Below are 18,926 nucleotides of genomic sequence, written 5' to 3' on the forward strand. Positions count from 1 at the left end.
CAATGAGCACACCCGAGACCCTACTGGCTGGCGAAGTAGGAAACGGTGCGCTTTCAGGTGTGGTGGTCCTTGATGTCTCCAGAGTAGTTGCAGGACCGTACTGTTCGCAGATATTGGCGGACTTAGGAGCGACTGTTATCAAGGTCGAGAACCCGCGCGACCCTGATTACACGCGCACCTTCCCACCGTTCCTGAAACACGAGGACGAGGAACTCAGCGCCTTCTACGCGCAATACAACCGAGGCAAGCTCGGGATCACCGTCGACTTCGCTGTACCCGAGGGCAAGCAGGTCCTCAAAGATCTCGTGGCCAAAGCCGATATCCTCGTGGAAAACTTCCGACCCGGAACCATGGAAAAGCTCGGCCTCGGGTACTCCGTCTTGCAAGCGATCAACCCACGACTGGTGTACACCGCAATCTCCGGCTACGGACAAACCGGCCCCCTCAGCCGCCGCCCCGCATACGACAACACCGCCCAAGCCGCTGGCGGGTTGTGGTCGATGAACGGTGAATCCGATCGTCCTGCACTGCGGGTCGGCACCATCATCGGCGACCTGTCGGCGACCATGTTCGGTGTCATCGGAACACTCGCTGCACTGCGGCACGCCGAACAGCACGGAGTGGGGCAGTTGGTGGATGTCGCACAGGTCGACAGTGTGGTGGCAATGACCGAAACAGCTGTCGTCAACTACACCGTCGACGGGGAGATCGCAGGTCGTCTCGGCAATGAGCATCCGTTCGTTCGTCCGTACGAGTTGTTCCCCTGCAAGGACGGCGATGTGTTTTTCGGCGGATACACTGACAAGTTCTGGGCGATCACCTGCGAAATGTTCAACGAGCCCGAAGCTGCGACTGATCCCGAAATCGACACCATGGTCAAACGTTTCGACCGCGACACCTACGAGCGTCGCGTCCGCCCGCTCCTACACAAATGGTTCGCCGATCGGACACGAAGCGAGCTTGAGGATATGGCAGGCGAGAGGGTGCCAATGACGGCGATCAAGACGATCGACGAGGTCGTCACCGACGAGCAGACTGCTGCGCGAGAAATGATCGTCGATGTGAACTACGACAAGTTCGGACACCTTCGGATGTTCGGGCAACCGATCAAACTCGGCGTCACACCGGCAACCCCCGCTCGTCGTGCCAATCTCGTCGGCGAACACACCGATCCGGTCCTTCAAGCACTCGCCGGCTACAGTCCCGAGCACATCGAGAAACTCCGATCAGTAGGAGCACTCTGATGTCGATCACGTATGAAAAACATGGACCCACAGCACTGGTCACGATCAACCGCCCGGACAAGCTCAACGCATTGACATTGACGATGTACGACGAACTGGCCGAAGCGTTCGAGTCAGCCAGGTGTGACGACTCCGTCGCCACGGTGGTTCTCACCGGCGCCGGCGATCGGGCCTTCTGCGTCGGTGCCGACCTCTCAGAATCGATCCCCGCCCTGGCAGAGGGCTATTTCGACATCTCGCATTGGGACGGCGCGCATCAGAAGCACACCCGGTTGTTCAAACCGGTGATCTGTGCGATCAATGGACTCGCGCTCGGTGGTGGGTTCGAGATCATGCTCTCGACAGACCTACGGGTGTCTTCTCGCACTGCACAGTTCGCATTGCCCGAAGTTGGGATCGGCGTTGTACCCGCCGGCGGCACCCTCGCACGGTTGACCAGGCAAATCGGATACGCACACGCTATGGAACTGCTTCTACTCGGCGACCGTGTCGATGCTGGCACGGCGTACCGCATGGGTCTGGTGAACCTGGTAGTCGAGCCCAACGATGTTCTCGATGCCGCGATGCGGTGGGCGGACCGTCTCGCGACACTGTCCGGCAACGCACTCGATGTAGTCAAACGCTCCGTACTCCAGCTCGGCGACATGCCACTCGAAGCGGCATTTCATGCCGAAGCACTGTACGGGCAGCAAGCATTCGATTCCGCCGACGCCCGCGCCGGCCTAGCGGCCTTCGCCAACCGCGAATCCCCACGCTTCCCCAGCCGCGGACGCTGATCGCATATACGCCCAGCGCTCGACTCTCCGCTTGCTGACCGGGACTTCAGCAAGCGGAGAGTCGTCCAGTGCGACTTCCGCTTCCGAGCCTCCACCTACAAACGGACGGTACGCACAACCCGCACCGGAACATGGATGTCAGATTCACATTCGCGCCCCCATCGGAGCTCCAAGAGGTACTCCTGACCGCGATCGCCCGCATCTCTCGCGACACCCTCCATTTCCATAGAATGCGGGAGTTCGACCCGGGGCGTGTGGCGTATCGACATCCGACCAGATGTGTTCCTGGTTCCAGTGTTTGAGTGAACTGAGTCCGATGTGTGAGTGGTGAGTTCTAACGGTCGACACGGCGGAGTGCGATGACGTTGTCGGTAACGGTGGCCGTCTGCCCGTTAGGCCCTGATGCAGTTCGCTGTGCTGCTTCGACGCGTATCGGCTGCCAGTGATTGTTGTCGAGGTTGAGCTTTGCCAGGGTGTCTTGTGGTGTCGGGAACCGAGTGTCTGAGTCTTGGTTCCACGACCAGGGGGCCGTCGAGGCATGATCGACGATCAGAAGCACACCCTGCAGTGCGACGGTCACTGCTGCTCTGGCGAGGACCTGTTCTCTGGGGATGCCAATCGGGGTGTGGAAGTACTGTGCGGACACCAGATCGAACGATCCGTCCGGAAAGGACTGTGAAGCATCGTATTTCTCGAAGGTCACGTTGGCCGTGAGGCCACGTTCGGCAGCTTGGGCGCGCGCACGTTCGAGAACAGTGGCGGAAACGTCGATGGCCGTGACCGTCCACCCTCTGCCTGCGAGCCAGAGTGCGTCCCCGCCTTCGCCGCAGCCGATATCGAGTACCGATCCAGGAGTCAGGTCGGCGGTGATATCGGCGAGGGCGGCATTGGGTAAACCCGTCCACGGTCGAATATTCTTCTGGTAGTGCGGTTCCCAAAACGACTCGGACGCATCTGCGGAGTGTGGGGCGGTAGCGCTATCTACATGCTTGGTCACTGTCATGCCTTCGGTTCGGTGAACAATCCGTGTCGTCGTTCGCCGAGGACTCGTTCGCACACTTCCGCTTCCGCCGCGGCGGAAAATGCAGCAGGTGCTGTGGGGGCAGTCTGGTTGGAGGATGAGTTGGCGGCAGCGGCACCACGATCGCCGACGCCGCGACGCACGTCCTCGTCGAGGAGGTTGGCATTGATCGCCGCCGCTGCAGTGAATCCTGCCGCTGCCGAATTGACAACTCCGGCATACATATCGGTGACATTTCCGGCCACCCAGACGCCGGGCACCTCCGTAGCTCCGCTCGAATCCGCGTCGAATACGGCACCGAGGAGCGCCTCACCCGCTCTCTGTTCTCTTGGTTTGAGCCCAAGTGACTCGAGCACCTTGCAGTGCGCGAAGAACAATGGCGCAACCACCAATGCCTGGAGGGTGCGCGAGTCGCCCGAGCCCAACCGCACACCCGACATGCGATCGTTGTCGACGAGTACGTCGGTTACGTGGCCGTCGACAACCGAGACTCCGCGGGCGGCGAGCGCTTCCCACTGCGGCTCGGTTGGCTCCGGAGCTGTGTGCAGAAACAAAGTGACGTCTTCGCTGAACTGGCGGAACATCAGTGCCTGGTGCACGGCGCCTGGCCCAGTGCCGAGGACCCCGATGGCCTGGTCTCGCACTTCCCATCCGTGGCAGTACGGGCAGTGCAGCACTTCACGGCCCCACCGCTCACGCAGACCAGCGATGTCGGGCAGTGTGTCGGCGAGTCCGGTTGCGACCAGAAGCTTCCGGGCGCTCACCTTCTGCCCATCGGCCAAATCAACGGTGAAGGCAATATCGGTCCGCTCGGCGGCAACAGCACTTCCGGAGATCACCGTACCGCCGTAAGACGTCAGTTCATCTCTACCGACAGCGGTCAACTCTGTCGCCGAGATGCCGTCCCGAGTCAGGAAATTGTGCACTCCCGCAGCAGGCGCGTTGCGGGGGCGTCCGGTATCGACGACGATCACCGAGCGGCGAGAACGCGCCAGTGTGACCGCTGCACTCAGCCCGGCTGCACCGCCACCGATCACTGCAACATCCCAGGTACGGGATCGATTATTCATTTTTTGTCCGTTCATTGTGAGTACCTCCACGATGAATATGAACTGCCCGGATCCTTGATGACAACTTCCCTTGCCGATCTGTCAAGATGTAGGCATGAACTCCGACCTGAGCACCTACTTGGAGCAGACCATCAGCGCGGTCGGACCCCGGCTACGTGTCCTTCGCAAGCAACGCGAAACCACTCTCTCCGACCTCTCCGCAGCCACCGGGATCTCAGAGAGCACCCTCTCTCGGCTGGAGTCTGGACATCGTCAACCGACACTTGAACATTTACTCGCTCTGGCAAGGACGTACCGGATGCAGGTAGACGAACTGATCGGCGGCCCGTTGACAGGCGATCCGCGGGTTCATCTGCAGCCGGTGACCCGATACGGGATGACATGGCTACCGCTCACTCGCCGCGCTGGAGGAGTACAGGCCCACAAGCTCATCATTCCGGCGGCGCGGTTCGGTGATACACCTACCCTCGCGTCGCACGAAGGGTACGAATGGCTGTACATACTCAACGGGCGGGTACGACTTGTTCTCGGAGACCAGGATCTGGTCCTCACCCCGGGCGAAGCAGCAGAGTTCGATACCCATGTCCCGCACTGGTTTTCGACCGCAGATGACGCATCTGCTGAGCTGATCATCCTCTTCGGCCAGCAAGGTGAGCGCGCACATCTTCGTGCCCGGTCAGAGCAATGACGACTATATCGAGGGCCAGGTGCCGCTGCCCTTAGGTCGGGTTCGCCCATCAATACCGCTCCCTGGGTAACAACGAACGCCGCTTCGCCGTCGACGGACACTAGATACGCCTCGACAGGGTTGGGCACCTTCACCGTCACCGGTTCCCTCGGATCACTCCACCTATTCTGATTCGGCAGCTGACCAATCTGTCTGCGCCTCCATACTGACGATGTGGCCTTACACCTGACAAGGATGGAAGGCCCCATCGATGCGTTGATCTGTTGAGACCAAGATCGAATCTGGGACTGTCTCACTGATCACTGCACCAGAACCGAACGAATCTGGGACGAGTCAGCTCGGCGGGCGGCTACCGAGTGCTGCTCCGGTCATTCGCTTCGTTCATCGAGAGCTGCGTCGACGAGATCCGCAGCGACCTTCAATCCGAGACCCCGATGTTGTTCACGCAACGCCTTGATCGCCGAGATCCGGTCCGTTGCCGATTCGATCGCCGACTCCACATCCAAGAACGGAACATCCTCGGGTGCAACAAACGTGTGATCAGGCTTGGTTCCTCGGGCCAAACGCTTGCGCCACATAGCGACGGCATTAACCGCGAAGGAAACGATGCCTCCCACTACGACTACGACGACAACCCAGTTCCACACCGAGGGGTGTTCGGCAGCCTGACCCACGCGGGAAGGAAGAACAGAGAGGGAGAATCCGATTGTGGCGACCGTAGCTGCCCATCGCTGAACGACCTCACTGTCGAGCAACCGCACGATCTTCGACACTTCATCCCCCTTGGTCATCCCCGCACAACATCAACGAAGTGTCTCAACACTAAGTGGCTCAGGAAGAAACGATTAATGGACGCAGTGGCTTCGAAAGGAACACCGGTCAATTCCCGGACTCCAGGTTCAGCAGTCAGACAGGGGAACGACTCGGTGATCACGCTTTCGCCGAGCGTGCAGTCGTCTTCTGAAAACTGACAACATTCCTTGGGGATATTTCAGCAGATCTGTGCGATTTAGTGTCCGACAAAGATGTGTCGACGGGTAGACCGGATCGACCGATCGCGACGAACTCTAGCCGTGTCGGCTGTCGAGGACACGCCCCTGTCGCCGCGAGAGAATCTCCGCCGCCGCGACACTTCGTACCAAAGCATCTGCGGACGCACGTGATCGATCCATGCCAATTCTTCTGTCCTGCAACGAAAATCTGGTCGGTCGGTCGACTAAATTTGAACCTCGAAACAGTCGATTCCGCGTCATTTCTCACCCTCAACGGGCATATTTCGGGCCATTGAAGACCGTCATCGTTATGACATACATCACATTTCAGGTTGATTCTGTAACGCTTTGCGGGCCCGAATAACGGCGATCGACCTGCAATAACACCTTCTGATGCACATACGTTGCACAAACAGGCACCGACACGCCTACCCGTGACCAATCCGTGATAGTCCCCTACCTTGGAGTGAGCCCAAGCAGCCGGGCATTACCGGATCGCCACCGCCAGCCCCACCCCGTGATTCGGATTCGACAACATCCCTTTGTGGTGGGAGCTGAGACGGTCACCGTCCTCCGCTGGCGGAAATTGAAAGGAATTCATTTACATGAAGAACAACACTGTTACTCGCGTCCTTGCTTCCGTCGCTACCGCCGGCGCACTCACTGCCGGAGTCTTCGGCCTGAGCACCGGCACCGCATCTGCTGCCGGCCACGACTGGTCGGGCGTCGCAGAATGCGAATCGTCGGGCAACTGGGGCGCGAACACCGGCAATGGCTACTACGGCGGACTCCAGTTCAGCCAGAGCACGTGGCAGGCCTACGGCGGCTCGGGCAGTGCACACACCGCCAGCCAGGCAGAACAGGAACGTGTCGCGGAGAACGTCCTCGCAGGTCAGGGTGCCGGCGCATGGCCGGTGTGCGGACAGTACCTGCGCTGATCCCCACCCCTTACGTATTGCGTCGCTGCCCGGTGACCGTCGAATCCGACGGTCGCCGGGCAGTTTCGTTTCTACCGACATCTCGTCTCGGGAGAGTCGCGAGTGACATTCAGCGTCGTGGCGCGTCGACACTGTCCGATTGCCGGCGGGCCACCGACTGCGTCGACGGAGTAATTCAACGCACGCTAGAATCACTTAGCGTGCGCTAGATAGGGTGGCCGTGACTGGATGAGATTCATGGCCGACCCCAGGTAAGGATGTGCCGATCAGTCGGCCCGAACTTTCAACGGGGGTTCGGTTTGCTGTCCGTACCACCTTGTTCGAGTTACCTTCCGCTACAACGCAATCACCCGGCCGGCCCAGGCCGGGTTTCAGCAACACCCTACGTGTCAACACCGAGACTGAGGCAGATACCCGATGCAACGCAAGCACTACGAAGCCGATCATGAGGACTACCGCGCAACCGTCCGCGAATTCCTGGCCCGTGAGATCGAACCTCACTACGCGAAATGGGAAGAGGATCGGCTCATCGACCGCAGTGCGTGGCTCGCCGCCGGCGCTTCCGGCATCCTCGGCCTCAGCGTTCCCGAAGAGTACGGCGGAGCGGGCGTCACCGACTATCGGTTCCGGAATGTTGTTTTCGAGGAAATCGCCCGCACGGCCACTACATCGTTCGGCTCCGGGTTGAGCGTGCACGACGACATCGTCATCCCGTACGTCCTGCATCTGGGCACGGAAGAGCAGAAGGCCCGCTGGCTGCCCCGGATGGCGAGTGGTGAGGTGATCGGCGCAATCGCGATGACCGAACCCGGTGCTGGGTCGGATCTGCAAGGAGTTCGGACTTCTGCGGTACGGGACGGCGACGAGTGGGTGATCAACGGCCAGAAGACGTTCATTACCAATGGGATCCACTCCGATTTTGTGATCGTCGTGTGCCGGACCGACCCCGAGGCGGGGTCGAGGGGCTTCTCTCTGATTGCCGTTGAACGTGACACTCCCGGATTCACCCGCGGGCGCAAGCTCCACAAGGTCGGACTGGCTGCTCAGGACACTGCAGAACTGGTCTTCGAGAACGTGCGCGTTCGCACCGACAACCTGCTCGGTACCGAAGGAAAGGGATTCCTTCATCTGATGGAGAACCTTCCGCTCGAGCGGATCTCCATTGCAGTGTCTGCAATCGTGGCTGCCCGTGCTGCCTACGAGTGGACCAAGAACTACGTGTTCGAGCGAAAGGCATTCGGAAAGCCGATCGGCGATCTGCAGAACACCCGGTTTGCCCTTGCGGAGATGCGCACGGAGATCGAGGTCACCGAATCGCACATCGACCGCGCCGTTCTCGCACTGAATGCCGGTGAGCTCACGGCAGTGGATGCGTCGATGAGCAAGTGGTGGGCGACCGAACTTCAGAAGCGTGTTGTCGACCGCTGCGTGCAGTTGCATGGTGGGTACGGGTACATGATGGAGTACCCGATCGGCCGCGCCTACGTCGACTCCAGGATCCAGACCATCTACGGCGGCACTACCGAGATCATGAAGGAAATCATCGGCCGGGACATCGCCGCAGAGTTTCGGTGACACCTTGTCCCGCAACGAGATCGACTGATGCGCACGACGCTCACGTGACCACGGATCGATCCTCACGGTGAATCCACACCGTGAGGATCGATGCGCGAGGGCTATGTGGAGGGCTATGTGGAGGGCTATGTGGAGGCAACATCGAGGCCGAGCGCCCCGATGCACATCTGATCGAGGGTATCGAGCAAGATCTCCTCATCTGCTTCGTCGCCCTGAACGAGCCACAAATACAGCGTGTGGTCGACCATCGCGGACATGGCGCGGGCGGCCATCACCGGATCGAGTGACTCACGAACGTGGCCTTGGACCTGCCACCGAGCGATTGCACGGGATGTTCGCTCGATCAGTTGTCGACGATGCTCGTGCCGAAGTGCGCGAAATTCGGCATTGAAGGTCGCGACCTGCTCGACGATGGCCATCAACTTCGCGTTTCTGCGATATGCCTGGTAGTACAACCGGTTGGTTGCGATGAGCCTGGCGGCCGGCGACAGGTCGGAGTCGAGAGGTTCACGGCGGTGTACGTCCTCGAAGAGCCGGATGCTCAGCTCCTGGAACACATCGTCTTTCGACTCGAAGTACCGGTAGAACGTCCCGTAGGAGACGGAGGCTTCCTGGACTATCTGCTCGACTCGAGTATCGAGAAACCCGACCTCTTCGAAGACCTTGCGCGCTGCATCGAGCAAACCGTCGCGCGTCTTTCGACCCCGCGCGGTCAGGGTGTCAGCGGGTGGCGGTACGGAAGGTGTACTGGCAGATGACTTGCTCACCCTCGTGAGTGTCCAATAAACTGACATGACTGTCAAGTCATGTTCCCTCGGTGGACACACCCGCTCGCCCCCCCCCGCCAGCGTAGACACGTAGCACTGGAGGGGGCGAGCCTGGTCCGGGATCAAGTCTGCGACGGACGGAGCACGTGGCGGGGGTTCGCCACCCGCAGCCGAGTGAGCACGGCAGTCGAGATCAACTGGCGGACGGCAGTATCCGCGTACGAGACGACGCCGGTACGAATTCGATCGGCAAGATCTGCTTCCGATGTGCAATCGAGTGCTGCAAGCAATTCCGTCACCTCGCCTGTGCGATCTCCGGCACTGAGCTCCCGTCCCGCTATCCCCAGCAGGTTGACGCAGATGCGGAGCAGGTACCGCTCCCGTTCATGCGCCCCGTCAAGCACTGGGGCGACGTCATCGCGAAGAGTGCCGGTGACCAGTTCGAGGATCTCCGACATGCTCGGACGGTCGTGCACCGACGGCGCCGTGTCGTCCGGTAGCGACTCGATGTTGTCGAGCAGACCGAGAATCAGGAGCAGGTCGTACTCCGACTCACACACTCGCCGCCCGATCGCGGCCAGTTCGATCGAGTTCTCGGCGCCGCTCAGATGCCGCTGCGACTGAAACTGACTCAGCACCAACCACCGCAGCGTGCCGTACGCCTCCCACCAGTGCAGTTCAGCTTCGGACGGCCGGATTCCCGCGGCGCGTTCATAACCGTCGAGCAACTGTTCGCGCGTACCGATGCCCGCAACCGGCGGCTCCGCGCCGAACCGCCACGCACGCACGCAGAGCCAGCCGAGGTCTTCGATCGGATCACCCAGATGGGCGAGTTCCCAGTCCAGCACGCCGCGGATTCCCCCGCCGTCGACAAGCACGTTCCCGAGTCGAAAGTCACCGTGTACCAGAGCATTCGGGCGCCTGGCAGGCCTATTCTCCCGAAGCCAGCGCAGTCCGACCTCAACGGCTGGGCGAGGTTGTTCCAAATCCCGGTACACGGCCTCGATCGCGTCCAGCGGGTCGCCGGCGTCGAGCATCCCGAGAGTGCCGGTGTCCGCACGGTGAATCTGTCCGAGCACGTAACCCATGTCCTCAGCGAGATGAGACCGCACCTCGTCGAACGCGGAATCCCGCTGCAATTTACGCGGGATCGACTCACCGACGATCATGTCCATTACCAGATACGGAGCATCGATGCCCGGTGCCGTGTCCCCTGATGCGAGGACGGTGGGAACCGGAACCCCGACTGCGGAGGCCGCCCGCAGGCATGCCACCTCTGCCCGCATCCGGTCTGCGTCGCCGTGCCCGGGTGGGTCCCGGCGCAGCACTACGTCCTGCGATTGACCATCTACGCCCCGAACGTCGACCGCCCAGATCTGACGGCTCGCACCGCCGGTCAACTGTCGGGGTTCCCCGACAGTGATCTCGTCGCCGAAGGAGTCGCTCAGTGCGACGCGGATTCCGTCACCAAGGCTGCTGGCGGCATGAGTCACAGCCATGGCGCTGCGCCTGGATCGCGCAGCAGTCGACGTGCGGTCGACATGCGGTGCACCTCGTCCGGACCGTCGTAGACGCGCGCGTAACGTGCTTGTCGGTACATCCGTTCGAGCGGTGTGTCGGAGGTCAGTCCGAGTGCGCCATGCACCTGGATCGCGCGATCGACGACGTCGTGCAGCATCCGAGCACCCCAGAACTTCACCAGACCGATCTGGATGCGAGCATCCTCGCCGGCATCCATCACACGGGCCGCGTCGAGGGTCATCAGGCGGGCTGCGTGTATCTGCGCTGCGGATTCCGCGATGTACCGGTGAATTTCGCCCTTCTCGGCGAGCAGTGACCCGTGTACGTAGCGGGTGTTCGCGCGCTCACACATCAATTCGAATGCACGCTGCGCCTGGCCGAGCCAGCGCATGCAGTGGAAGATCCGGCCGGGGCCCAGTCGGTCCTGAGCGACGACAAACCCCTTACCCCGTTCACCGAGGAGGTTGGCCGACGGAACGCGGACATCGGTGAGACGAACCTCGTAGTGATCGCTTGGATCGTGCCCCATGGTCGGTATCGAGCGGACGATCTCGAATCCTGGCGTGTCGGTCGGCACGATGATCGCGCTGATCCGGGAATGCCGCGGCGTCGAATCCGGCTCGGTTCGAGCGAATACCGAGCAGTACCCCGCATCTGCCACCCCGGTGGTGAACCACTTGTGCCCGTTGATGACCCACGTGTCGCCGTCGAGTTCCGCGTGGGTCTCGATCAGCGTGGGATCGGAGCCAGCAGTGTCCGGTTCGGTCAAACCGACCGACGGCAGGAACTCCCCCGCGACGATCGGCGGGATCCATCGCTGCTTCTGTTCTTCGGTTCCATGCTTGTGCAGCATCAGAGTGTCCTGCATCGACACCGAGCCGACTGCCAGCTGGCCGAATTCGGATCTGCCGATGACTTCGTTGAGGAACACGAAGTCGAGGAAGGGAACTCCCCCACCGCCGACGTCTGCCGGGTGCCCGAGCGCCCACAGGCCCAGTTCCTTTGCGCGCGAGCGCAGTTGCCCGAGTGTTTTGTGTGCAACCTCGTCCTCTTTCGCGAGGACGGGTTCTGCGGGGATCACCTCGTCGTCGATGAATGCGCGCAACCGAGTGCGCAGTTCGGCGATATCGCCTTCGGGTTGGTTCACAGTCATGGGTGCCTCCTTGTGGCAGCAGCGAGTTGCAGGGGCCGGGTGGCGGCCGAGTCGACGTACTCGTCGATCCGAGAGATCCGCCCATTCTCGACGCGGACGAACAGACTGGCCGGCACCTCGAGGGGGCCGTGTCCGGGGAGGGGGCCGCGTACGACGTGCTGTTGCGCGAATCCGTCTGGCAGTACGTAGCGTCGGACGTCCTCGTAGCGAAAGTCTGCGAGAGTACGGGAGAGCCACCGCAACGTTCGGAGGTTCTCCTCGACGGTCTGCTCCTGTCCGTCGTCGTTGTGCCAGATGCGCGCGTCCGGCGCATACAGTTCGGTGAGTGTCGCTTCATCGCCGCCGGAGACTGCGGCGAAGAACCGATCTGCGAAGTCTTTCATGCGAAAATGATTCTCCTCGAGGCAGTTACAACACGCAAGCCATAACCGGGACGGAGAAATCCGAACGGCCTCCCACCTCGCCCGCCCGGAGTGAGGTGTTGACAGATGACTTACTCATGGACAAACTATCCAAGAACATGACATGACTGTCAAGTCACTTTATGGTCCCGCTCTCACCGATTCACCCCAGAAAGGCCCGCAATGACCGTCACCAATCCGAAGTTCGAATTCCGCGGAATCAACCATCTCGCGCTTGTGTGCTCGGACATGCAGCGCACCGTCGACTTCTACTCGGGAACTCTGGGTATGCCGCTGGTCAAGACGCTCGATCTTCCCGGCAACCTCGGACAGCATTTCTTCTTCGATTGTGGAAACGGCGACACGCTGGCGTTTTTCTGGCTGGCGGATGCACCCGACGCAGTTCCCGGAATCTCCGCCCCCGCCGGACTGCCTGACCGGGACGAGCTCGTCAGCGCTGTCGGGTCGATGAATCACGTCGCGTTTGCCGTCCCACCGGAGAAGTTCGACGAGTACCGCAAGCGGCTCAAGGCCGACGGCGTGCCACTGAGCATCACGCTCAACCACGACGACAGCCCGGAGGGTGCGTCGCGAGAGATCCATGAAGGCACCTTCGTCCGGTCATTCTATTTCCAGGACCCCGATGGTGTACTTCTCGAATTCGCTTGCTGGACCAAGGAATTCACCGAATCGGACGTCGCACACACGCCGAAGACTGCCGCAGACCGCAACGTTCCCAGCGCTTCCTGATCATCCCGAAAGGATCCACTCATGCCCCGCCTTCGTGAAATCCCCCGCGCCGAGGTCACCGACGAGAAGATCCTCTTCTTCTACGACCGCCTGTTCGGCGCCGACAAAGACCCCGCGGTCGATCACGGCACCATCCACGCCACCCCAGGCGACTGGTGGACCGTCTTCGCCCAATCCCCTGACGTCTTCCGCCACGCGGTACGAGGATTCGCCCTGTATCGCAACGCAGACCTCGACCCGCTGCTGCGCGAACTAGGTCAGGCCCGCGCCGGATACGCACGGGGCAGCCAGTTCGTCTTCTCTCAGCACTGCAAGCAGATGCGCTCACTCGGCATGACCGAAGAGAAAATCGCGGCCCTACCCCACTGGCAGATCAGCGACCTGTTCACCGACATCGAACGCGCCGTCCTCGCCTACACCGACGGACTCGTCTACGACGGCGGCCGCGTACCCGACGAGGTCTTTGCCGTCCTCAAGGCGCACCTGTCCGACAAGCAAATCATGGAACTGACGTACATCACCTGCATGTACGACATGCACGCCACCATCTGCCGGGCTCTGAAACTCGAATTCGACGACCGCCCCGAACTCATCGAAGAAGTCCGAATACCCGAGGGCGTCGTAGTCGCCGACCTCTCTGCCGACCTTGCCGGAGAATGACCCGCTAGTCTTCATCAAGGACATCTACTAGGTAAGGACTGAACATGGAACTTGTTGCCATCCTGGAACTTTCATTCAAGCCGGATTCCCTCGACTCCGCACGTACGGTGATGACGCGAGTGCTCGAGGAAACGCGAGCATTCCCCGGTTGCATTTCCGTGAAGACAGTCGTCGACAGCAAGAATCCCACCACGTGGCGATTTATCGAAACCTGGGAATCGGCCGATCATGACGCCGAGTACCGCAAGTTCCGCGCCGGCGAGGGAGCGATCACTGATCTCGGCCCGCTGCTCGCAGGTGCACCGTCATTGACGACGGGAACCGTCGACCCGCAGGTGTGATCGAAACTCGGGCTCAGATTGCCGGACGACGAGGGTCTCCGGTCGTGAAATCACGACCGGAGACCCTCGTCGTCGTGCGGCGACCCGTTAGCAATCATGACGGTCCCCCTGATTTGATGTAGCTGAAGCCGGTACGACCAGGGTGCGCATCACGTGCAGTTGAGCAAGGGACAGAATGCCCCACTCGATCAGGCCGACGTCACTGTGCGCTGCACATGGCACCAAAGACCAGCGATCGACGCCGACCTATCAGCACTCCTGCTCACCCCCGACGGGAAGGTGCGTGGTGACTTCGATTTCGTGTTCTACAACCAGGCCGAGTCGCGAGACGATTCCACCCACTACGCCGGAAAACGAAGTGCGGGAACTTCCGTCGAGGACTGCATCACCGTGGACCTGCAGCGCCTCGATCCGGAGATCGAGCGCATCGCGATCGTCCTCAGTCTCGATGCGGCGGCGCCGGCAACCCTCGCCGACCTGGGACAAGCCGACATCGCCGTCTACGACGCAGTCGGCAGCGCACTGGCCGCTTTCACCATCGACGACTGGAGCAGCGAAACCGCCGCTGTCACCGTCGAAATCTATCGCCGTGACCACCACTGGAAGGTCCGCGCGGTCGGTCAGGGCTATCACGACGGGCTCGCCGGTTTGGCCCGCGATTTCGGTGTCACCGTCGACGACAACATCGACGCCCAAACATCGCAGCCCGCTGCCGCACCGGTAGTCAACGGCCCGCCGACCATCAACTGGTCCAACCCACCGGTCCCTGCCGGATACGAACTGTAGGAGCCGATCATGGGTTTCAGATTCCGCAAAAGCATCCAGATCGTCCCCGGTGTCCGCGTCAATGTCAGTCGCAGCGGCATCGGCTACTCCGCAGGCGTCAAGGGCGCCCGAATCACCAAGCACGCCAACGGCCGCGTCAGCCGCACCCTGTCGGTGCCAGGTACTGGGCTCTCGCATCAATCGACGGTCGGCGGCAACAGATCTCGATCGACAAGTACGTCGACCGCACCCCGCCGCCGAACCCCTACTGCCGCGGCAGCTCCGGTTCCCCAGCTCCCACCCGTACCGCCCCCACCACTGATGCCGCCTCCGCATGCACCGGCCTGGGAGCGCGAACTGTTCCAGATCCTGCACTCTCGGACACCAGCCGACTACGTCGGCGTTGCCCAACGCCACAAGCACGTAGCCCCGAACATACGGATCCTCGCCGCAGCATTGGAAGGGTTGCTGCACTTCGAATTCGCCGACACCAACCCTGCCGCCGCCCAACGAGCGCGTTCGCTACTCGGGTGGGTCGTCGCCCAACATGTCGACCTGTCCGCGGATCCGTTCGTGCAGCGATACCTCGCCGAACGCAGGTGGCCGGTACAGATCGTCCACGGCGTCACAGCTGCCCTGCGCATCAGTGACGACGTACTTATCCTCGCCGCCGCCGAACTGCACCAAAGCGCCGGCGACCTCCCCGCCGCGATCTGGACCGTCGAATACGCGACCCCCACAGCCCACGCAGCACTTTCGTTGGCGGACCTCTACAGTTCCGCCGACCGGCACCAGGACGTCGTCGATCTGACCAACGGCGTCACCAACGAAGACGACGCCACCGCACTGCTGTTCGCGCTGCGCGGGCGAGCATTCGCACAACTCGGATACAACGAGGCCGCACGCGAAAGCTTCAAGGAAGCACTGCGGGTGCGCTCCCGCGCTTCCGAAGTACGGCACCGTGCGCTGCTCGAACGAGCGCAAGTCGATCTCTCCCAGAATCGGAAAGCCGCCGCGCGCAAGAGCATCGAGAGAGTTCTCGCCGAAGATCCCACCTACCCGGGCCTGCAGGAAGCGCTCGCAGCGCTGCCCTAGCCGGATGGACTTATACGGGGTGGGCCTCGAGCGATTACGCTCGAGGCCCACCCACACGTCTACGGCGTGGACGAGAACTTCATGTCAGCTGCGCGCCTGAACAGCGGTACCAGCCGACTGCAAGTCGGCCCATTCGCCGTCATCGATACCGGCCAGTGCGGCGAGAACTTCGCGGGTATGTTCGCCCAAACCCGGCCCGGGCTCGGGAGTTGCAGTCTGTGACCGGGAAAACTTGGGTACAACGCCTGCGGCGGGAACTGCAACACCGAACTGGTTGACGAGGCGGACTACCATCTCTCGCGCGGCATAGTGCGGATCGGCGAGCATGTCCGGGGCCGTGTAGATCCGGCCGGCCGGAACTCCGCTGTCCTCCATGGTCTTCAACAACACATCGCCGCTCATCGTCGATGTCCAAGCACCGATGATGGCGTCGATCTCGGCCATGTTCTCACCTCGCGGCCCGTGTTCCGCGAACTTCGGATCATCGGCCAACTCGGCGCGGTCCATTGCAGTGCAAAGCCTGCGGAAAACGGTGTCGGCATTGGCGGCAATGATCACCTCGGCTCCGTCCGACGTGGGATACACATTCGACGGTGCAACGCGCGGCAGAACCGATCCGGTGCGTCCACGGGTGATGCCACCGATTTCATGGTCAGCCATTGTCGATTCCATCAGGGCAGCCACTGCCTCGTAGATCGCTACGTCCACTTCCTGACCTCGGCCACTGACCGAGCGCTCGTGGACTGCGGCAAGGGTCCCGATCACCGCGAACAGTGCCGCCAACGAGTCGCCGAGGCTAATGCCCACACGGGTCGGGGGTAGTCCGGGATTGCCCGTCGTATGGCGGATTCCGCCCATCGCTTCACCGACGCTGCCGAAACCGGCGTCCGTCGAGCGTGGCCCGTTCTGACCGAACCCCGAGACGTGAACAAGGATGATGCGTGAGTTGATTTCCGCGAGTGACTGGTAGTCCATCCCCCACTTCGCAAGCGTGCCCGGCCTGAAGTTCTCGAGGACGATGTCGGCCTCGGCGACCAGTTTGCGCACCAACTCGCGACCGTCGGGCTGACGGAGGTCGATTGCAACCGACTTCTTGTTCCGCGCAATCGAAGGCCACCACAGGCTTTCGCCTTCCATCGTGACACCCCACCGCCGCATCGAGTCGCCGGACCCGGGCGCTTCGATCTTGAGTACCTCAGCCCCGTAGTCCCCCATGAGTTGCCCGGCAAAGGGACCGGCGATGAAGTTTCCCAGTTCGAGCACGCGCAGGCCGCTGAGCGGCCCGGATGTTGTAGTCATGGCAAAATTGTACACAATCTGCGACATTCAATCGATAATATGCCCGGAACTCGCCACTCCTGCATACAAAAATCGTATTGTCGACGGGATAGGCTTTGCTGTGCATCAACCCCACATACAACGAAGAGGCACCGTGGCAACCACACCGCAGGCACCGGGTCAGGCCGCCTACTCTCAAATCCGCCAGGCGATCGTCGAAGGACGCTACAAGCCCGGCCAGCGCCTGATCGAACAGCGGATCGCCGAGCAGTTCTCGCTGTCCCGCACACCTGTCCGCGAGGCACTTCGCAGACTCGAAGCCGAAGGGCTTGTGCTCAGCGAGCCAAACCGGGGAGCCATCGTGCGAACCCTGTCGATGGAAGATGTGTCTGACTTGTACGGACTTCGCGCCCGCCTCGAGGCGTACGCCGCTGAATTGGCGGCCGAGCGCATCGACCCTGCCACGCAGAAGATTCTCGACGCGGGCATCGAGGATTTTGCACTCGCACTGACACTCACTTCGGTCGACGCCGTTGAACGGGTTCGGGCGGTGGATACGGCAAACAGCCAAATCCACCGGGCCATCATGGCCGCGGCAAAGCATGAGCGGCTAAGCCGCCTGCTTGAACGAACCACTGACGTTCCGTTGGTCTTCCAGGCGTTCCGCCAATACGATCGCGCCCAGACCGAGCGGTCACATTTGTTCCATCAGCTCATACGCGACGCGATTGTCGCCGGCGATGGCCCCCGGGCGTCCGCCTTGATGCACGAACACGTCCTCCAGGGGCGCGACGTACTTCTCGCCCACCTCGCAGCAACCAGCAGTGACGAGGTGGACGAGCTGTTCGGCGTCTCAGCCTGGGAAACCGCCGGCCCGGGCGAGCTGGCCGGGAACCTGAGCGCCGAGTACCCCGCCGAGCCAGTCTGACGCCTCGATCAACTCGGGCAGCAGAGCGCCCGTGGCAATACCACTGCGATCGAGGAGATAAACCAGATCCTCGGTCGCAATGTTGCCGGTGGCGTCCGGCGCGAAGGGGCATCCGCCAATCCCGCCGATCGAGGAATCCAGCACCGTCACCCCCGAGTCGATAGCTGCGACAGCGTTGGCATATCCGGTGTTGCGAGTGTTGTGAAAATGGGCGCGCAACCGAATTCCCGGCGCGATCGCCGCGGTCCCTGAAAACAGTCGGGCGACTTGGGCGGGTACACCCACCCCGATCGTGTCGGCCAACGCGATCTCGTCCACTCCCAACTCAGCTATCTGCTCGACCAGGGCAAGAACTGCAGATTCGGAAACTTCACCCTCGAACGGACAACCGAATGCGGTTGCGATGGTGACCGATACCCCAACACCGGCGACGCGGGCATCGTCGACAAGATCGCGCACAATATGCACCGAGTCCGCGACCGACATTCGCTGATTGCGCTCGCTGAAAGTCTCCGACGCCACCACGACGCAGTTCACCTCGTTCACGCCCGCAGCCACGGCACGATCAAAGCCACGGCGATTGAGTACGAGGCCGCTGTACGAGACATCGGCACGACGCGGCACCCCTGCCATGACAGCCTCCGCGTCGGCCATCTGCGGTACAGCAGCCGGATGCACAAAGCTGGTGGCCTCGATGCGCCGCAGACCGGAAGCGATGGCGCGCTCGATCAGCGCAATCTTGTCCGCAGTCGAAACGTGCACCGCCTCGTTCTGCAGCCCGTCGCGCGGGCTCACCTCCACGATCTCCACGGCAAATCCCTTTCGTCTGAACACTGCTCGGCAAAATCTGCACCGACCACGATTATTGTATACAAACAAGTGTGCACGACCGCGAGGTAATGGATCGGGACCTGACCGGAACCTCACCCACAAGCAATCCGTCGTGGCTGACAGTCGCGGCAA

Annotated in this window: 19 protein-coding genes and 1 pseudogene; 11 read left to right on the top strand and 9 right to left on the bottom strand. The window is 61.6% G+C overall.

Translation table 11 applies throughout. From position 1 onward, the window contains the following. Positions 1-2 precede the first annotated feature (2 nt). Both C7T36_RS23105 and C7T36_RS23110 read left to right on the top strand, forming a co-directional pair. Entirely contained in the window at positions 3-1,244 is a 1,242-nt protein-coding gene (locus tag C7T36_RS23105) for a CaiB/BaiF CoA-transferase family protein (RefSeq protein ID WP_045067774.1), read from the top strand. After that, positions 1,244-2,020, top strand: coding sequence for an enoyl-CoA hydratase/isomerase family protein (locus tag C7T36_RS23110; protein WP_045067775.1), 777 nt, complete (start codon positions 1,244-1,246; stop codon positions 2,018-2,020). The genes C7T36_RS23105 and C7T36_RS23110 overlap by 1 nt, the downstream gene beginning before the upstream one ends. A 334-nt stretch (positions 2,021-2,354) precedes the next feature. Here the strand turns inward: C7T36_RS23110 and C7T36_RS23115 are convergent, their stop codons facing one another. After that, on the bottom strand, positions 2,355-3,017 hold the full coding sequence (locus C7T36_RS23115) for a class I SAM-dependent methyltransferase (RefSeq protein ID WP_239654736.1): 663 nt from the start codon (positions 3,015-3,017) through the stop codon (positions 2,355-2,357). A gap of 2 nt (positions 3,018-3,019) precedes the next feature. Continuing rightward, the gene (locus C7T36_RS23120) at positions 3,020-4,111 is read right to left on the bottom strand and encodes an NAD(P)/FAD-dependent oxidoreductase (RefSeq protein ID WP_045067777.1); all 1,092 of its coding nucleotides are present in this window, start codon (positions 4,109-4,111) and stop codon (positions 3,020-3,022) included. A gap of 94 nt (positions 4,112-4,205) precedes the next feature. Here C7T36_RS23120 and C7T36_RS23125 point away from each other — a divergent pair, with 94 nt between their 5' ends. Next, on the top strand, positions 4,206-4,799 hold the full coding sequence (locus C7T36_RS23125; protein WP_045067778.1) for a helix-turn-helix domain-containing protein: 594 nt from the start codon (positions 4,206-4,208) through the stop codon (positions 4,797-4,799). A gap of 368 nt (positions 4,800-5,167) precedes the next feature. Here C7T36_RS23125 and C7T36_RS30275 read toward each other — a convergent pair whose 3' ends face one another. Next, positions 5,168-5,590, bottom strand: coding sequence for a hypothetical protein (locus C7T36_RS30275; protein WP_052683543.1), 423 nt, complete (start codon positions 5,588-5,590; stop codon positions 5,168-5,170). Between the two features lie 806 nt (positions 5,591-6,396). On the opposite strand from C7T36_RS30275, the pseudogene C7T36_RS23135 reads away from it, so the two are divergent. Both C7T36_RS23135 and C7T36_RS23140 read left to right on the top strand, forming a co-directional pair. Then, positions 6,397-6,723, top strand: a pseudogene (locus C7T36_RS23135) (transglycosylase family protein); the annotation flags it as partial. Between the two features lie 423 nt (positions 6,724-7,146). Then, positions 7,147-8,304, top strand: coding sequence for an acyl-CoA dehydrogenase family protein (locus C7T36_RS23140; RefSeq protein ID WP_045067779.1), 1,158 nt, complete (start codon positions 7,147-7,149; stop codon positions 8,302-8,304). A gap of 125 nt (positions 8,305-8,429) precedes the next feature. On the opposite strand, the gene C7T36_RS23145 is transcribed toward C7T36_RS23140, so the two are convergent. From C7T36_RS23145 to C7T36_RS23160, 4 genes are all read right to left on the bottom strand, one after another. Beyond that, positions 8,430-9,071: a TetR/AcrR family transcriptional regulator gene (locus tag C7T36_RS23145; RefSeq protein WP_045067780.1), complete on the bottom strand. Its 642-nt coding sequence runs from the start codon at positions 9,069-9,071 to the stop codon at positions 8,430-8,432. 122 nt (positions 9,072-9,193) lie between these two features. Continuing rightward, positions 9,194-10,570, bottom strand: coding sequence for a phosphotransferase family protein (locus tag C7T36_RS23150; protein ID WP_052683544.1), 1,377 nt, complete (start codon positions 10,568-10,570; stop codon positions 9,194-9,196). Beyond that, positions 10,561-11,745: an acyl-CoA dehydrogenase family protein gene (locus tag C7T36_RS23155; protein WP_175393646.1), complete on the bottom strand. Its 1,185-nt coding sequence runs from the start codon at positions 11,743-11,745 to the stop codon at positions 10,561-10,563. Before C7T36_RS23155 ends, C7T36_RS23150 begins: the two co-directional genes overlap by 10 nt. After that, positions 11,742-12,128, bottom strand: a complete 387-nt coding sequence (locus C7T36_RS23160) for a nuclear transport factor 2 family protein (protein ID WP_045067781.1) — start codon at positions 12,126-12,128, stop codon at positions 11,742-11,744. The genes C7T36_RS23155 and C7T36_RS23160 overlap by 4 nt, the downstream gene beginning before the upstream one ends. Before the next feature lie 201 nt (positions 12,129-12,329). Between C7T36_RS23160 and C7T36_RS23165 the strand changes: the two genes are divergently transcribed. The 5 genes from C7T36_RS23165 (at position 12,330) to C7T36_RS23185 (ending at position 15,757) form a co-directional block, all read left to right on the top strand. Next, complete coding sequence (locus C7T36_RS23165) at positions 12,330-12,896, top strand: VOC family protein (RefSeq protein ID WP_033232013.1); 567 nt, start codon at positions 12,330-12,332, stop codon at positions 12,894-12,896. Positions 12,897-12,917: 21 nt separating this feature from the next. Further along, positions 12,918-13,556: a carboxymuconolactone decarboxylase family protein gene (locus C7T36_RS23170; protein ID WP_033232012.1), complete on the top strand. Its 639-nt coding sequence runs from the start codon at positions 12,918-12,920 to the stop codon at positions 13,554-13,556. A 44-nt stretch (positions 13,557-13,600) separates the two neighbouring features. Beyond that, on the top strand, positions 13,601-13,897 hold the full coding sequence (locus C7T36_RS23175; protein WP_045067782.1) for a putative quinol monooxygenase: 297 nt from the start codon (positions 13,601-13,603) through the stop codon (positions 13,895-13,897). A 153-nt stretch (positions 13,898-14,050) separates the two neighbouring features. After that, positions 14,051-14,683, top strand: a complete 633-nt coding sequence (locus C7T36_RS23180) for a TerD family protein (protein WP_052683545.1) — start codon at positions 14,051-14,053, stop codon at positions 14,681-14,683. Between the two features lie 9 nt (positions 14,684-14,692). Next, positions 14,693-15,757: a DUF4236 domain-containing protein gene (locus C7T36_RS23185; protein ID WP_052683546.1), complete on the top strand. Its 1,065-nt coding sequence runs from the start codon at positions 14,693-14,695 to the stop codon at positions 15,755-15,757. Between the two features lie 84 nt (positions 15,758-15,841). Here C7T36_RS23185 and C7T36_RS23190 read toward each other — a convergent pair whose 3' ends face one another. Further along, entirely contained in the window at positions 15,842-17,056 is a 1,215-nt protein-coding gene (locus C7T36_RS23190; RefSeq protein ID WP_045068132.1) for a CaiB/BaiF CoA-transferase family protein, read from the bottom strand. A gap of 133 nt (positions 17,057-17,189) precedes the next feature. Here C7T36_RS23190 and C7T36_RS29935 point away from each other — a divergent pair, with 133 nt between their 5' ends. After that, the gene (locus C7T36_RS29935) at positions 17,190-17,963 is read left to right on the top strand and encodes a GntR family transcriptional regulator (protein ID WP_052683547.1); all 774 of its coding nucleotides are present in this window, start codon (positions 17,190-17,192) and stop codon (positions 17,961-17,963) included. Here the strand turns inward: C7T36_RS29935 and C7T36_RS23205 are convergent. Continuing rightward, a complete protein-coding gene (locus C7T36_RS23205) occupies positions 17,889-18,773 on the bottom strand; it encodes a hydroxymethylglutaryl-CoA lyase (protein ID WP_045067783.1) in 885 nt (294 codons plus the stop codon). The genes C7T36_RS29935 and C7T36_RS23205 overlap by 75 nt on opposite strands. Positions 18,774-18,926: the final 153 nt, after the last annotated feature.

The sequence above is a fragment of the Rhodococcus sp. AD45-ID genome, from assembly GCF_003023755.1.
Classification (GTDB): Bacteria; Actinomycetota; Actinomycetes; order Mycobacteriales; family Mycobacteriaceae; genus Rhodococcus_F; species Rhodococcus_F globerula.

Bases quoted from the DNA above. Each gene is read 5' to 3' on its own strand.
- C7T36_RS23105 (WP_045067774.1), top strand. From the start codon at position 3: ATGAGCACACCCGAGACCCTACTGGCTGGCGAAGTAGGAAACGGTGCG.
- C7T36_RS23110 (WP_045067775.1), top strand. From the start codon at position 1,244: ATGTCGATCACGTATGAAAAACATGGACCCACAGCACTGGTCACGATC.
- C7T36_RS23120 (WP_045067777.1), bottom strand. From the start codon at position 4,111: ATGAATAATCGATCCCGTACCTGGGATGTTGCAGTGATCGGTGGCGGT.
- C7T36_RS23125 (WP_045067778.1), top strand. From the start codon at position 4,206: ATGAACTCCGACCTGAGCACCTACTTGGAGCAGACCATCAGCGCGGTC.
- C7T36_RS30275 (WP_052683543.1), bottom strand. From the start codon at position 5,590: ATGACCAAGGGGGATGAAGTGTCGAAGATCGTGCGGTTGCTCGACAGT.
- C7T36_RS23140 (WP_045067779.1), top strand. From the start codon at position 7,147: ATGCAACGCAAGCACTACGAAGCCGATCATGAGGACTACCGCGCAACC.
- C7T36_RS23150 (WP_052683544.1), bottom strand. From the start codon at position 10,570: ATGGCTGTGACTCATGCCGCCAGCAGCCTTGGTGACGGAATCCGCGTC.
- C7T36_RS23155 (WP_175393646.1), bottom strand. From the start codon at position 11,745: ATGACTGTGAACCAACCCGAAGGCGATATCGCCGAACTGCGCACTCGG.
- C7T36_RS23160 (WP_045067781.1), bottom strand. From the start codon at position 12,128: ATGAAAGACTTCGCAGATCGGTTCTTCGCCGCAGTCTCCGGCGGCGAT.
- C7T36_RS23165 (WP_033232013.1), top strand. From the start codon at position 12,330: ATGACCGTCACCAATCCGAAGTTCGAATTCCGCGGAATCAACCATCTC.
- C7T36_RS23170 (WP_033232012.1), top strand. From the start codon at position 12,918: ATGCCCCGCCTTCGTGAAATCCCCCGCGCCGAGGTCACCGACGAGAAG.
- C7T36_RS23175 (WP_045067782.1), top strand. From the start codon at position 13,601: ATGGAACTTGTTGCCATCCTGGAACTTTCATTCAAGCCGGATTCCCTC.
- C7T36_RS23185 (WP_052683546.1), top strand. From the start codon at position 14,693: ATGGGTTTCAGATTCCGCAAAAGCATCCAGATCGTCCCCGGTGTCCGC.
- C7T36_RS23190 (WP_045068132.1), bottom strand. From the start codon at position 17,056: ATGACTACAACATCCGGGCCGCTCAGCGGCCTGCGCGTGCTCGAACTG.